General features: G+C 62.7%; 13 protein-coding genes. 7 read left to right on the top strand and 6 right to left on the bottom strand.

The genetic code is table 11. The features are described 5' to 3' along the window. Nucleotides 1-41 precede the first annotated feature (41 nt). On the top strand, nt 42-1,502 hold the full coding sequence (gene gatA / locus KR49_RS02755) for an Asp-tRNA(Asn)/Glu-tRNA(Gln) amidotransferase subunit GatA (protein WP_043691394.1): 1,461 nt from the start codon (nt 42-44) through the stop codon (nt 1,500-1,502). A gap of 70 nt (nt 1,503-1,572) precedes the next feature. Continuing rightward, a complete protein-coding gene (locus tag KR49_RS02750) occupies nt 1,573-5,094 on the top strand; it encodes a DNA polymerase III subunit alpha (RefSeq protein ID WP_043691392.1) in 3,522 nt (1,173 codons plus the stop codon). A gap of 6 nt (nt 5,095-5,100) precedes the next feature. Here KR49_RS02750 and KR49_RS02745 read toward each other — a convergent pair whose 3' ends face one another. Genes KR49_RS02745 through ruvA form a run of 3 tightly spaced genes read right to left on the bottom strand, consistent with a single transcriptional unit; the run spans nt 5,101 to nt 6,473 of the window. Then, nucleotides 5,101-5,508 carry a PAM68 family protein gene (locus KR49_RS02745; protein WP_043691390.1) on the bottom strand — a complete coding sequence of 136 codons (408 nt, stop codon included), beginning with the start codon at nt 5,506-5,508 and terminating at the stop codon, nt 5,101-5,103. A 6-nt stretch (nt 5,509-5,514) separates the two neighbouring features. Continuing rightward, nucleotides 5,515-5,784: a 30S ribosomal protein S15 gene (gene rpsO / locus KR49_RS02740; RefSeq protein ID WP_043691388.1), complete on the bottom strand. Its 270-nt coding sequence runs from the start codon at nt 5,782-5,784 to the stop codon at nt 5,515-5,517. A gap of 50 nt (nt 5,785-5,834) precedes the next feature. Beyond that, nucleotides 5,835-6,473 carry a Holliday junction branch migration protein RuvA gene (ruvA, locus tag KR49_RS02735; RefSeq protein ID WP_043691386.1) on the bottom strand — a complete coding sequence of 213 codons (639 nt, stop codon included), beginning with the start codon at nt 6,471-6,473 and terminating at the stop codon, nt 5,835-5,837. Nucleotides 6,474-6,828: 355 nt separating this feature from the next. Between ruvA and KR49_RS02730 the strand changes: the two genes are divergently transcribed. Beyond that, on the top strand, nt 6,829-7,251 hold the full coding sequence (locus tag KR49_RS02730) for a hypothetical protein (protein ID WP_253912799.1): 423 nt from the start codon (nt 6,829-6,831) through the stop codon (nt 7,249-7,251). 22 nt (nt 7,252-7,273) lie between these two features. On the opposite strand, the gene KR49_RS02725 is transcribed toward KR49_RS02730, so the two are convergent. Then, nucleotides 7,274-8,152, bottom strand: coding sequence for a DMT family transporter (locus KR49_RS02725; protein WP_043696566.1), 879 nt, complete (start codon nt 8,150-8,152; stop codon nt 7,274-7,276). A 191-nt stretch (nt 8,153-8,343) separates the two neighbouring features. Here KR49_RS02725 and dnaG point away from each other — a divergent pair, with 191 nt between their 5' ends. From dnaG to KR49_RS02705, 4 genes are all read left to right on the top strand, one after another. Beyond that, nucleotides 8,344-10,392, top strand: a complete 2,049-nt coding sequence (dnaG, locus tag KR49_RS02720; RefSeq protein WP_043696564.1) for a DNA primase — start codon at nt 8,344-8,346, stop codon at nt 10,390-10,392. A gap of 138 nt (nt 10,393-10,530) precedes the next feature. Next, on the top strand, nt 10,531-11,541 hold the full coding sequence (gene arsB / locus KR49_RS02715; RefSeq protein WP_043691382.1) for an ACR3 family arsenite efflux transporter: 1,011 nt from the start codon (nt 10,531-10,533) through the stop codon (nt 11,539-11,541). A gap of 1 nt (nt 11,542) precedes the next feature. After that, complete coding sequence (locus KR49_RS02710; protein WP_043691380.1) at nt 11,543-11,800, top strand: hypothetical protein; 258 nt, start codon at nt 11,543-11,545, stop codon at nt 11,798-11,800. Beyond that, a complete protein-coding gene (locus KR49_RS02705) occupies nt 11,800-12,096 on the top strand; it encodes a hypothetical protein (RefSeq protein WP_043691378.1) in 297 nt (98 codons plus the stop codon). Before KR49_RS02710 ends, KR49_RS02705 begins: the two co-directional genes overlap by 1 nt. 44 nt (nt 12,097-12,140) lie before the next feature. On the opposite strand, the gene KR49_RS02700 is transcribed toward KR49_RS02705, so the two are convergent. Together KR49_RS02700 and KR49_RS02695 are read right to left on the bottom strand one after the other, a co-directional pair. Beyond that, nucleotides 12,141-13,418, bottom strand: a complete 1,278-nt coding sequence (locus KR49_RS02700; protein ID WP_043691376.1) for a Y-family DNA polymerase — start codon at nt 13,416-13,418, stop codon at nt 12,141-12,143. 8 nt (nt 13,419-13,426) lie between these two features. Then, nucleotides 13,427-13,858, bottom strand: a complete 432-nt coding sequence (locus KR49_RS02695; protein ID WP_043691374.1) for a LexA family transcriptional regulator — start codon at nt 13,856-13,858, stop codon at nt 13,427-13,429. Between the last annotated feature and the right edge of the window lie 71 nt (nt 13,859-13,929).

Below are 13,929 nucleotides of genomic sequence, written 5' to 3'. Positions count from 1 at the left end.
TCACACGACTGATAGCGTCGCCCTGACATGAAGCCGGGACGATGACGATCAGCGCGTGGCGTCAGCAGCTGCAGAGCGGGGAGATCTCTGCTCGTGAGCTTGTCGAAGAGCATCTCCAGCGGGCGGCAAAGACCGAGAACGAGGTCCACGCCTTTGTGGACGTCACAGCGGATCGAGCCCGGGCCGATGCTGATCGCATCGATCTCGCCCGCTCCGCTGGGGAGGCGCTTGGACCTCTGGCGGGAATCCCTCTCGCCATCAAGGACAACCTCTGCACCCGGGGTGTGACCACCACCTGCGCCAGCCGGATGCTGGAGAGTTTCGTGCCGCCCTACGAGTCCGCTGTCACGGAACGGTTGTGGCGCGCCGGTGGTGTTCTGGTCGGAAAGACCAACCTGGACGAGTTCGCCATGGGGGGCTCCACGGAAACCTCCGCGTTCGGTGCCACAAGCAATCCGTGGAACACCGATCACGTCCCCGGGGGATCCTCGGGCGGCAGTGCGGCGGCTGTCGCCACGGGGGCCTGCGTCGCTTCCCTCGGCTCGGATACGGGTGGCTCGATCCGTCAGCCGGCTTCGTTCTGCGGCGTGGTGGGTCTCAAGCCCACCTACGGCAGGGTCAGTCGCTGGGGGCTCGTGGCGTTCGCCAGCTCCCTGGATCAGGTGGGTCCCTTCGCCACCAGCGTTGCCGATGCCGCGGAGTTGCTGCAGGTGATCGCTGGCCCTGATCCGCGTGATTCCACCTGTTTGAACGCCGAGGTTCCGGATTTCAGCAGTGGTCTCAACCGGTCGATCAAGGGCTTGAGAGTGGGCGTGATCCGCGAGTGCTTCGACGCCGAGGGCCTGGATGCCGAAGTGAAGGCCTCCACCCAGGCCGCTGCTGCGCAGCTGGAGGCTCTGGGGGCCGAGTTAGTGGAGGTGAGTTGTCCGCGGTTTACCGACGGAATCGCCACCTACTACGTGATCGCACCGTCCGAGGCCTCCGCCAACCTGGCCCGGTATGACGGCGTGAAATACGGCTTCCGAGCCGAAGACGCCGAAAGTCTGGCCGCGATGACGGCCCGCAGCCGTGCCGAAGGATTCGGCGCCGAGGTGCAGCGCCGCATCCTGATCGGAACCTATGCGCTCTCCGCCGGTTACGTCGACGCGTATTACCGGAAGGCACAGCAGGTGCGCACCTTGATTCGCCGCGACTTTGATGCAGCCTTCCAGTCCGTGGATGTGCTGCTCACGCCGACGGCACCGACCACCGCTTTCCGGAGTGGAGCCCACGCCGATGATCCGCTGGCGATGTACCTGGCTGATCTGCTCACGATTCCGGTGAACCTGGCCGGCCTGCCCGCCATCAGTGTTCCCTGCGGATTCAGCCAGGCCGGCCTTCCCATCGGCGTTCAGCTGATCGGCAATGTGCTGGATGAGGCGCGTCTTCTGCAGGTGGCCTCCCAGTACGAGCAGGCTGCTGACGTGCTCTCTCAGCGTCCCGAAGCCAGCCTGGTTCCCTGATTTCCACCACATCTGGTGGAGGCTGTGCAGTTCGTACGCTTGATCTTGCGTTGGGTCCTAGGCTGACCCCATGGCATTCGTACCACTTCACAACCACAGCGACTACAGCCTTCTGGATGGCGCCTCGCAGCTGCCTTCCATGGTCGAGCGTGCCCGGGAGCTCGGCATGCCCGCCATTGCGCTGACGGATCACGGTGTGATGTACGGAGCCATCGAGTTGCTGAAGCTCTGCAAGGGCACGGATCTCAAGCCGATCATCGGCAATGAGATGTATGTGATCAACGGTTCGATCGACGATCCTCAGCAGAAAAAGGAGAAGCGCTATCACCTGGTGGTTCTTGCCAAGAACGCCACCGGTTACCGCAATCTGGTGAAGCTCACCAGCATCAGTCACCTGCGGGGGATGCGCGGCCGCGGAATCTTCTCCAGGGCCTGCATCGACAAGCAGCTGCTCAAGCAGCACAGCGAGGGGCTGATCATCGCCACAGCCTGTCTCGGCGGTGAAATCGCCCAGGCGATTCTGCGCGGGCGTCCTGAGGTCGCCCGTGATGTGGCCCGCTGGTATCAGGAGGTGTTCGGAGACGACTACTACCTGGAGATTCAGGATCACGGTTCCCCCGAAGACCGCATCGTCAATGTTGAGATCGTGCGGATCGCCAAGGAGCTGGGCATCCAGCTGGTGGCCACCAACGATGCGCATTATCTGAGTAAGCAGGACGTCGAAGCCCATGACGCGCTGCTCTGCGTGCTCACCGGCAAGCTGATCAGTGATGAGAAACGGCTGCGCTACACCGGCACCGAGTACATCAAGACCGAGGAGGAGATGCGTCGCCTCTTCGTCGATCATCTTGAGCCCGAGGTGGTGGAGGAGGCGATCCGCAACACCGTGCGTGTCGCCGAGAAGGTTGAGGACTACGACATCCTCGGCAAATACCAGATGCCCCGTTTCCCGATTCCCGAGGGGCATACGTCCGTCACCTACCTGCGCGAGGTGACGGAGCAGGGATTGCGGGACCGTCTGGAGCTGGCGTCAGAGTCCCCGATCGATCCCGCCTATGCCGATCGGATGGCCCATGAACTCAAGATCATGGAGCAGATGGGATTTCCCACCTATTTCCTGGTGGTGTGGGATTACATCCGCTTCGCCCGTGAACAGAGCATCCCTGTGGGCCCGGGTCGCGGTTCCGCCGCCGGTTCACTGGTGGCCTACGCCCTGGGGATCACCAACATCGATCCGGTCAGCAACGGGCTGCTGTTCGAACGCTTCCTGAATCCCGAACGCAAGTCGATGCCTGATATCGACACGGATTTCTGCATCGAACGCCGCGGTGAGGTGATCGACTACGTCACCGAGCGCTACGGCGAGGACAAGGTGGCGCAGATCATCACCTTCAACCGGATGACATCCAAGGCCGTGCTCAAGGATGTCGCCCGTGTGCTCGACATCCCCTACGGCGATGCCGACCGTCTGGCGAAGCTGATCCCCGTGGTGCGCGGAAAGCCCGCCAAGCTCAAGGCGATGATTGGTGCTGAATCCCCGAATCCCGAATTCCGCGAGAAATACGAGGGTGATCCGGTGGTGAAGCGCTGGGTCGACATGGCGATGCGCATCGAAGGAACGAACAAGACATTCGGCGTTCACGCTGCCGGTGTCGTCATCGCCGCGGATCCATTGGATGAATTGGTGCCGCTGCAGCGGAACAACGACGGTCAGGTGATCACGCAGTACTTCATGGAGGACGTGGAGTCGATGGGGCTGCTGAAGATGGATTTCCTCGGCCTCAAGAACCTCACGATGATCGACAAGACCCTTGAGCTGGTCGAGGTGAGCAGTGGGACCCGCGTCGATCCCGACCGTCTGCCTCCGCAGGATCCCGAGACGTTCGCACTGCTGGCGCGGGGAGATCTCGAGGGGATCTTCCAGCTGGAGTCGAGCGGGATGCGTCAGATCGTTCGTGATCTCAAGCCCTCATCACTGGAGGACATCTCCTCGATCCTCGCCCTGTACCGGCCCGGACCGTTGGATGCCGGATTGATTCCCAAGTTCATCAACCGCAAGCATGGACGTGAGGCGATTGATTTCGCTCACAAGATCCTTGAGCCGATTCTCAGCGAGACCTACGGAATCATGGTTTACCAGGAGCAGATCATGCGCATCGCGCAGGATCTGGCGGGGTATTCCCTGGGACAGGCCGATCTTCTTCGTCGGGCCATGGGTAAGAAGAAGGTGGCTGAGATGCAGAAGCATCGCGGCATCTTCGTGAAGGGGGCAGCGGAACGCGGCGTTGACGAGAAGGTGTCCGATGAGTTGTTCGACCAGATGGTGTTGTTCGCCGAGTACTGCTTCAACAAGAGCCATTCCACGGCCTATGGGGCCGTCACCTACCAGACCGCTTATCTGAAGGCGCATTATCCGGTGGCCTACATGGCTGCTCTGCTGACGGTGAATGCCGGCGCCTCCGACAAGGTTCAGCGCTACATCTCCAATTGCAATGCGATGGGCATCGAAGTGCTCCCACCGGATGTGAACGCGTCCCGCATTGATTTCACACCCACGGGCGAGCGGATCCTGTTCGGTCTGTCGGCGGTCCGCAATCTCGGCGATGGTGCGATCCGGAAGTTGATCGCCTCTCGCGAGTCGGACGGTCCGTTCCAGTGCCTCGCTGATCTGTGTGACCGGATTCCATCGTCGGTGCTGAATCGTCGTGGTCTTGAGTCTCTGATTCACTGCGGGGCCATGGATGCTCTTCAACCCGACGGCAACCGGGCCCAGCTGATGGCTGATCTGGATCTGCTTCTCGACTGGGCCTCCTCACGGGCGAAGGATCGGGACAGCGGTCAAGGCAACCTGTTCGATCTGATGGCAGCCCCAGCGGATGCTGCTGATGCACCCGCTGATCTCAGCCTTGCTCCCAAGGCGGCACCGGTGGCGGACTATCCGCCGACCGAGAAACTGCGGCTCGAAAAGGATCTCGTCGGCTTCTATCTCTCGGACCATCCCCTCAAACAGCTGTCACCGTCGGCCAGCCTCCTGGCTCCGATCGGTCTGGGATCCCTGGAAGAACAGGCCGACAAGGCCAAGGTGAGCGCAATCGCCATGATCAGTGAGTTCCGCCAGGTCACCACACGCAAGGGTGACCGGATGGCGATTCTTCAGCTGGAGGATCTCACCGGCAGTTGTGAAGCGGTTGTGTTCCCGAAGAGTTACGCGCGTCTGTCGGATCATCTGATGGCCGAGGCCCGATTGCTGATCTGGGCCGGTGTCGACCGCCGAGATGACCGAGTTCAGCTGATTGTGGACGACTGCCGTGCCGTCGACGATCTCACGCTTCTAGTGGTGGAGTTGCCGGTGGATCAGGCCAGCGACATCGCCGTGCAGCACAAGTTACGGGAGTGCCTTCAGCAGCACCGGCCCGACCGCGAAGAGCTCGGTGTGCGTGTTCCGGTGGTGGCGGAGGTGCGCCAGGGGCCATCGGTCCGTTACGTCCGTCTTGGCCCTCAGTTCTGTGTTCGGGATGCTGTTTCAGCAGCCGAATCGCTGCAGGCCATGGCCTTCTCCGCACGATGCAGCGGTCGGTTGGTTGCGGCCTGAGTTGCGTCAGTCCTTTTCTTTCTGCGCTCGGATCGATTGACGCATCCGCTGCAGGTTGGGCCGCAGATTCTCAAGACCCAGAAGAGATCCGGGCTGCGGCTCCCAGCTTGTCGTCAGCACTCCGAAGCTCAGCCCTGCAAGACCGAGAAGAAACAGAGCGCCTGATCCTGTCAGGGTCACACCCGGTGGAATGTCTGCGATTCCCCGGGTCACCAGCACGTAGCTGAGGACGAAAACTCCCATGCCAGCCAGTGATGGCAGACCGGTGAACACGGCAACCCGTCGCGCCATGCGATTGGCAATCGGGCGTGGAATCGCTTCCTGGCGTGCGGCCGGCGCTGCCTGTGCCTTCTCGCTTCGTTCCCCCTTTGCGCCCTTGGGCTCAAAGGGCAACGGGTTGCGCCGGTCCGACATCAGACTTCAGCCGCGGATGCCGAGCTTGCCGATGATGTCGGAATAACGCTGTTCACTCTTGTTGCGCACATAGCTGAGCAGCCGCTTCCGACGTCCGATCATCTTCAGCAAGCCCTGACGGGACGAGAAGTCGTGCTTGTTCTGCTGCAGATGGCCGCTGAGACGGTTGATCCGCTCGCTGAGCATCGCCACCTGAACCTCGGCTGAGCCGGTGTCGGTGCCATGGGTCTGATGCGTGTTGATCAGCTGCTGCTTTTCGGTGGTATCGAGCGACATGCGGGGGTAAAAGCCCTTGTGCTGCAAACAACCATCTTACCGGGTCGACCTCACTGGAGGCTTAACTGCTTCAGGCATGCCCGCAACCAGGCGTCCTCCCCTGTCCCGGGGGGAAGCGTGTCCTTCACGGCGCGGATCGCCGCACGGATCTCGGAATTCTCGTAACCCAGCACGTTGAGGGTGTTGACCAGATCCCCCGGGACGCCGTCCTGAACGGCTCTCTCTCCCTTGGACTCCTGGCCTTTCACGGGCTCCGATTCCTGGAAGGATGCACGCTGGTTTTCCAGAGTCGAGCGCAGCTCGACCGTGATCCGCTCCGCGGTGCGCCGGCCCACCCCCTGGGCTTGGCTCAACAGGCTGAGATCGGCATCGATGATGGCATCGACAAGATCTTCAACACTGCATTCCTGAAGCAGGGCCAGTCCCACCTGGGGCCCCACACCGTTCACACTGATCAGGGTGCGGAACAGTTCGCGCGTGCTCAGAGACTGGAATCCATACAGGATTGTGTCGTCGTTCTGGCAAACCTGGTGAATCCAGTAAGCACGCTCTTCGTGTTGTGTGATGTCGTTCCAATCACGCTGGATAACATTGACTTCGTAGCCGACAGATCCACATCTCAAAACAATGAGATGACGATTGCCTCGCTGATACGTCGCAAGAATCGTTCCGCTCAACCAGCCGAGCATCCTGATCTGCCCTTTCTGACACCCTAATCCAGGACCCGTTCTTATCAAGCTGGATGAGCATCGACCCGGATGCTTGACACAGATTGCTGGGCGCTCTTCCTGAACGTTGATTCAGACCATTCGGATTGATCCCTTCACGCCGGAGGATTCGGGGATTTGGTTGACTTTCCGTGGTCTATTTCGGTTTCGATTGGTCAAGTCAAGTTGTCGCTTTTGGCCCGTTGTTGATGTTGTCGTTGCCGAGAGCATCGCTCGCGGCGGTCCGGTCTTGCGCTCCTCCGTGTCTTTGGCTTGCTTGGATAGGGAGGTGCATCGGCGACAGGCCGGAATCATGGTCCTCACATGCTCTCGATGGATGCTGCGTCAGCTTCGCCAGGTCTGTCTCTGGTGCCTGATGACCGTCATGCTGACGGCCTGTTCCCTGGGCAATGAACCGCCGAGGTCGATCATCAACGAGGCATTGGCTCAGCAGATCGTGATCACGCAGTCAGCGATTGCTTCGAGCCTGAATCTTCCCGTCTCCACCGACGTGCCCAGCGTTTCGCGGGTTCGGATCGAGCAGCAGGAGCAGATCAAGCTTGATGGGGCGCGTCTCGTGCATCTGCTCGGCTCTTTCGACTGGCAGCTTCCGGGAGACAGCATGCGGGTCGACAGCGCCTTCGAGCTGTTTCTTGAACGGGGGGAGCAGGGCGACAGCTGGTCTCTCGCCAGGCCACTGGCCTCATCCCCTGGAGAGCAGCAGTGGCAGCTGTTTCCTCTCGGCCTGGAGCATGCCTGAGGAGGCCATCTGCCGGAAGGCGTCAGCGTCTGGCGGCGAGGCTCACCAGGGTTGAAATCAGGACGAGGATGCTTCCGCTGATCACCCAAGCATTCAGGGACTCCGAAAAGACCAGCCAACCCCAGAGTGCAGCGAACACGACCTGCACATAGTTGATCGATGTCGCCCGCGCGGCCGGCATCCGGCTCAACCCTTCCGTCACCCAGATCTGTCCCAGCTGGGTGAACACGCCAACCCCAAGCAACCAGATCCACTCCGCTCCCAGGGGCATCACGCCTTCACGAGCCACCAGCGGCAGGGTGAGCGGTACAGACAGCATCGGGAAGTAGAGGATGATCACCAGGGGGTGTTCCGTGCTGGAGAGCCGGCGCACACAGACGTAGGCCAGTGCTGTGAACACGGCACCACCAAGAGCGATCACGATCGCCGTCATCGGCAGTGTGGTCATCCCACGGCTGAGCCAATCCGGCTGCGCGACGAGCATGATTCCGCCCCAGCCCAGCAGCACCGCCAGCACGATGCTCCGGCGCAGCCGCTCCCCCAGGAACACGGCTGCTGCCAGTGCCGTGAAGGTTGGATAGGTGTACTGAAGAACGGTGGCCGAGGCGAGCGGCAGCACGGTGATCGCCTCAAAGAAACAGAGCAGGGCCAGGCTTCCGCACAGTCCTCGCAGCAGCAGCAGGCCTCGTCGCTTTCCCCAGGGCGAGACGTTGGCCAGTTTCAGTCCCACCGCGGTGAGCACCACGCTGATCAGGGCGCGACACAGCACCACTTCCGCCACGGGCAGCCGTCCCCCCAGCTGCTTCACGCAGACGGTCATCAGGCTGAAAGCCAGAGAGCTGAGAACACAGGGCCTGCACAGCTCAAAGCCGGCTCGGAGTTGATCAGCGGCAGCCTTCATCCGTTCCGATCGTTCCAATCGTCTGGACATGGCGGTCGGCTCACTCTGATGGTTCCGTCCTCTGAAGGTCCTCCTCCGGAGTGGAGATCAAGGCCGAACCTGCTCCTAACGTGCCTGCCGGTCGCCTGTCCTGTCGTGCGGTTGCAGGATCCGTCACTGGACGGCAGGGCGTGACTTCGCAGAATGGCCCCATGGTGAACGCACGCCTGCACCCCCGCACGATCGACGCCGTCAAGGAGCGCGCTGACATCGTCGATGTGGTGGGAGAGCACGTTGTTCTCAAGAAGAAGGGGCGTGAGTTCGTCGGGATCTGCCCGTTCCACGACGACAGCAAGCCGTCGATGACCGTGTCGCCGCAGAAGCAGTTCTATTACTGCTTCTCCTGCGGTGCGGGTGGGAACTCCATCAAGTTCCTGATGGAGTTCCAGCGCCAGAGCTTCAGTGACGTGGTGCTGGAGCTGGCTCGCAAATATCAGCTGCCGGTGGAGACCGTTGATGGTCCTCAGCAGGAACGTCTGCGTCAGCAGCTGTCCCGTCGCGAGAAGCTTCAGCGGGCTGTTTCCCTGGCCTCTGGTTGGTTTCGATCGCAACTCCAGAGCCCTGCCGGCAAGGAGGCCCTGGCGTATCTCACGACCAAGCGGGGATTGTCCGCGGCGACGCAGGACGCGTTTCAACTCGGCTACGCTCCGGATCAATGGGATGGCCTGCTCAGCCATCTGCAGCAGGTGGAGGGGCTGGCACCAGAGGTGCTGGAGGCGGCCGGTCTCGTGGTGCCCCGCAAGGGTGGCAACGGGTTCTACGACCGATTCCGCCATCGCGTGATGGTGCCGATCCATGACCGTCAGGGTCGGGTGATCGGATTCGGTGGTCGCAGCCTGGACGGCAGTGAACCGAAGTATCTGAACTCTCCGGAGACGGAGCTGTTCGAGAAAGGCAAGCACCTGTTCGGTTTGGACAAGGCGGCCAACGCCATCCGCAGGGATGACCGCGCTGTGGTGGTGGAGGGCTATTTCGATGTGATCGCCCTGCATTCCGCCGGGGTCAACAACGCGGTGGCCGCTCTGGGAACGGCCCTGAGCAGCCAGCAGATCACGCAGCTCTGCCGCGTCAGCGACAGCAAGCGGATCGTGCTGAATTTCGATGCCGATCGGGCCGGAATCCGGGCGGCGAATCGTGCGATCGGCGAGGTCGAGCAGCTGGCCATGCAGGGTCAGCTGGAATTGCGGGTCCTGCACCTTCCGTCGGGCAAGGACCCTGACGAGTTCCTGAAGGATCACGGCGCCGGGGATTACCGAGCGCTGCTGGATCAGGCCCCCCTGTGGCTGGACTGGCAAATCGAGCAGGTCCTGGAGGAGCGCGATCTCAGTCGCTCCGATCAGTTCCAGCAGTCCGTCAGCGAGTTGGTGGCTCTGCTCGGCAAATTGCCGCAGTCGGCTGTGCGGACCCACTACCTGCAACGGGTGGCCGAGCGGCTCAGCGGCGGGCAGGGGCGCCTCGCGCTGCAGCTGGAGGAGGATCTGCGTCAGCAGGTGAAGGGACAGCGCTGGCACGGACGTGCCAGTCGTCACGAACAGCCTGGGGAGGCCAGTCAGCGGGAACGCTGCGAGGCCGACCTTCTGCGGCTGTATCTCCACTGCCCGCGCCATCGCGCTGAGGTTCGTCAGCAGCTTCGTCAGCGTGAACTGGAGGACTTCGCCTTGCAGCCGCACCGGCTGCTCTGGGCTGCGATCACGGAACTGGAGGAAACCAATCTCGGCGTCGGCAGGCTCGAGTTGATCAGCCGTGCCGAGGACACCGGGGATCAGCTGGCGGACCTGGATCTTCCCAGGCTGCTCACCGATCAGCTTCTGCTCGAGAACAGTGCTCTGGTGTCACGGCTGACGCCCCTGCTGGAGCCTGGAGAACTGGATCGGGTCTCCCTTGCTGAGCCTCTCGTCCAGCTGAGGGGGACGACCGCGCTGCTGGAACGGCAGAAAAGTCTCAAACGCTGCCGGCATCTTCTGGAGGCCTGGGGCGGGCAGCGACTGCAGACGCTCGAGGCCTGCATCGCCACGCTGATCGAGCATCAGCCAGCGGAGGAGCCGGTGGATATGGAGCAGTGCATTCAGGATCTCTTCGACGAGCTCAATCGCGATGCTCTCCGTTATCAGGAGCTGTACTACAGCGAACGGAAGCACATCCTTCATCTCGATCAGCAGCGATGCAGCGGCTACGGCGATCAGGAGCCTCTCTCCGCCTGACCCACAAGCTGCATGAGAACACCTCTGGGGTCAGTCGGTGATCGAGCGTCTTGATACCTTCGCCTTTGTTCTGTTCCACAGCAGGAGCTTGGATGCCGTGAGTGATGTCGATCTCTGCACCACTCCGGTGATCACCTGATGGGAATCTTCGAGCGTTATCTCTCCCTCTGGATCGGTCTGGCGATCGTGGCGGGAGTCGTCCTCGGCGGCTTGCTGCCCGATCTGGCGGCCTGGATCGCCTCGCTGGAAGTGGCTCGCATCAACCTTCCCATCGCCATTCTCATCTGGGGGATGATTTTCCCGATGATGCTGGCGGTTGATTTTTCCGCCATCGGCGGCATCCGTCAGCAACCGCGCGGACTGCTGATCACCGTGGCGGTGAACTGGTTGATCAAGCCGCTCACGATGACGGCTTTGGCCTGGTTGTTCATCCGCGGCCTGTTCGCTGCCTGGATCCCGGAAGCGATGGGCCAGGAGTACGTGGCCGGGATGATTCTGCTGGGGGTGGCTCCCTGCACGGCCATGGTGTTCGTGTGGAGCCGCCTCAGTGATGGCGATCCCAATTACACCCTGGTGCAGGTGGCGGTGAACGACCTGATCATGGTGTTCGCCTTCGCCCCGATCGCGGCGCTTCTGCTCGGGGTGAGCGATGTGCTGGTGCCGTGGGACACGATGATCACCGCGGTTGGTCTGTTCGTGGTGGTGCCCCTCGCGGCGGGCTGGCTGACGCGGGTGTTCCTCCACTCTCCCGGCCGGATCGAGCGGCTGGAGGCACAGCTCAAGCCGCTGGCGATCACGTCTCTGATCGCCACGGTGCTGCTGCTGTTCATGGTGCAGGCCCAGGCGATCCTTTCCAATCCACTGGCGATCGTGCTGATTGCCATTCCACTGATTCTCCAGACCTATCTGATCTTCTGGATCGCGGCTCAGTGGATGCGGGTCTGGGGCCAGCCGCGCACCATTGCTGCCCCTGGCGCCATGATCGGCGCCTCCAATTTCTTCGAGCTGGCGGTGGCGGTTGCCATCAGCCTGTTCGGGTTGAATTCCGGCGCCGCTCTCGCCACCGTGGTGGGCGTGCTGGTGGAGGTGCCGGTGATGCTGTCGCTGGTGGCGATCGCCAACCGGAACCAACAGCTCTTCCCCGCCTGAGATGTCTGAATTCTTCGAAGCGATCTGGCACGGCGAGGGGGTCGGGGACGGCGGTGATCTGGAGGAGACCCTGCAGGCCTATGCGGTTGTGAAACCGGAGGACGGCGACTGGGTCGAGGCCTGTGCTGCCGAGGGGGCCGACCCCGTGATCGAGCGTTTCGCCTCCTTCGACGCCTATCTGGACAACGCTGATCCGCTGGAGAGGATCGCCGTGACACCGCAGATGATCATGGAGGCGATCGCCCTGCTGCCGTCCTGATGCCTGATGCTCAGCTGGATTTTGCGGCCCTGCAGCCCGTCAACCACCTCTGGCCGTCCCTGGTGGAGCGGCTCGGCACCGATCGGGCTCAGCGGGCGGTTCGTCAGGCTCTGGATCTGCAGGGCATGCGCGGCCATCACGGCACCTTGCCGGTTCTGTTCATCGAGACCTGCGGGCTGGCTCTGGCCAGCACGGACCTCGTCCGCGAGCAGATCGGTCTGAATGCTCATGGCGAGCGCATGGTGCTGCTGCTCAGCAGGCGTGAGCAGGCGGTACAGCTGCTGCAGCAGACCTAGAGGATGTGCGCCGGCGGATCGGTGAGGCTCCGCTTCATGCGTCGTCAACGGGCATGAATGGTCGGCAGATCGCTCAACCGGGTGGTGGCGGCCCGGCTGAGGCGTTCCCGGCGCATCATCCAGCCCGGCTGCAGGCCACAGGCCGCCCAGTGCACCGTGCCGCGGCCGTAGCGCTGATTGAGCCGATCGATCGTCTGCATCAGGCACTCCCGCTTCCCTTGCTGCTCCGCGCTCATCGGCACCATCAGATGGGACTGCAGCGTGTCGGTGCCCTGCAGGTGCTGCATCAGCACACCGGCCTTGGCCAGTTGCCGGTGCGGCCGGAAGATGCGATCCACCAGCGGTAATGTCGCCTCGAGCAGCACCGCGGTGTCGTTGCTGGGCAGATCCAGCCGGGTGCTGGCGGCCTGGCTGTAGAACGCCGGGATGAAGGGGCTGGTGCGGGTATAGACCGTGAGGGCGGCGGCCCGCTGGCGTTGCCTGCGCAGTTTCTCCGCTGCGCGCACCACGTAGGTGGCCACGGCCTGGCGGAGTTCTTCGAGGCTGGTGATCGGGCGGCTGAAGCTGCGGCTGACGCAGGTTTCCTGTTTCGGTGCGGGTGCCAGATCCAGAGGCAGACAGGCATGGCCACGCAGCTCCCGTTGCAGTCGCAGCCCCACCACACCGCATTTCGCCCGCAGTTCTCCACTGGGCATGTCTCGCAGCTGCCGGGCATTGGTGATGCCCCGCAGCCGGCACCAACGGGCCAGCTTGCGACCGATGCCCCAGACATCCTCGATCGCAACCGTTTCCAGCCAGTTGTCGGCGTCATCGCAGCGACCCAGATCGAAGACGCCGGCATGGGCCGGCACCTGCTTGGCCAGACGGTTGGCCAGCTTCGCCTGCCCTTTGCTGGCTCCCACACCGATGGCGATCGGCAGCCCCAGATCCTGTCGAACACGGGCGCGAAGCCGGCGGGCCCAGTGCTGCAGATCGCCGCTGCGGGGACGACTCAGCCGTGCGAAGGCCTCATCGATCGAGTAGATCTCCAGCTCTTCGCAATGGGTTTCCAGCAGGCTCATCATCCGCTGGCTCATATCGGCGTAGAGGGCGTAGTTGGAGCTGCGCACCACCACGTTCTGGCGTGCCAGCTCCGTGCGCGCCTTGAAGTACGGCGTGCCCATGGCGATGCCGAGGGCGCGGGCCTCGGCGCTGCGGGCCACGATGCAGCCGTCATTGTTGGAGAGCACCACCACCGGTCGACCGATCAGGGCGGGATCAAGGCTCTGCTCGCAGGAGGCATAGAAGTTGTTGCCGTCGATCAGGGCGGTGGCCGAGGGCATGGCGTGGTTCAGAGCGGATGGATCACGTGAACCGCCACACCCCAGATCTGCACCTCGCCGCAGCGGTGCAGTTCCAGGGGCGGATAGTTCGGATGGGCTGCCTCGAGTCGCAGGCGACCGCGGTGGCGCACCAGTCGTTTGAGGGTGAATGCACCGTCCAGCACGGCGACGACCACCCGGCCCGGGCGAGGGTCGAGGCTGCGATCCACCACCAGCAGATCACCGTCGTGAATGCCGGCGCCCGTCATCGACTCGCCGCTGACCCGCAGGAAAAAGGTGCTGGTGGGGTGGCGGATCAGCTGCTCATTGAGGTCAATTCCCACCTCCACGTAGTCGTCGGCCGGGGAGGGGAAGCCGGCCGCCACCCGCTCGCCGGCCAGCGGCAGACTCAGTCGCGCCCGCCTGGGCTGCAGGGGAAGCGGAGGTTGGTGGAACTCCACAGCGGACGACGCGACCTGCTTGATAGTACAGGTGTACTGAACTGGCTCGCGGGGAGGATGGTGTGGTTTCG

The sequence above is a fragment of the Synechococcus sp. KORDI-49 genome, assembly GCF_000737575.1.
Lineage (GTDB): Bacteria > Cyanobacteriota > Cyanobacteriia > PCC-6307 > Cyanobiaceae > Parasynechococcus.
The sequence above is the reverse complement of the archived record's forward strand: the minus strand, read 5'-3'. Positions and strand labels throughout refer to the sequence as shown.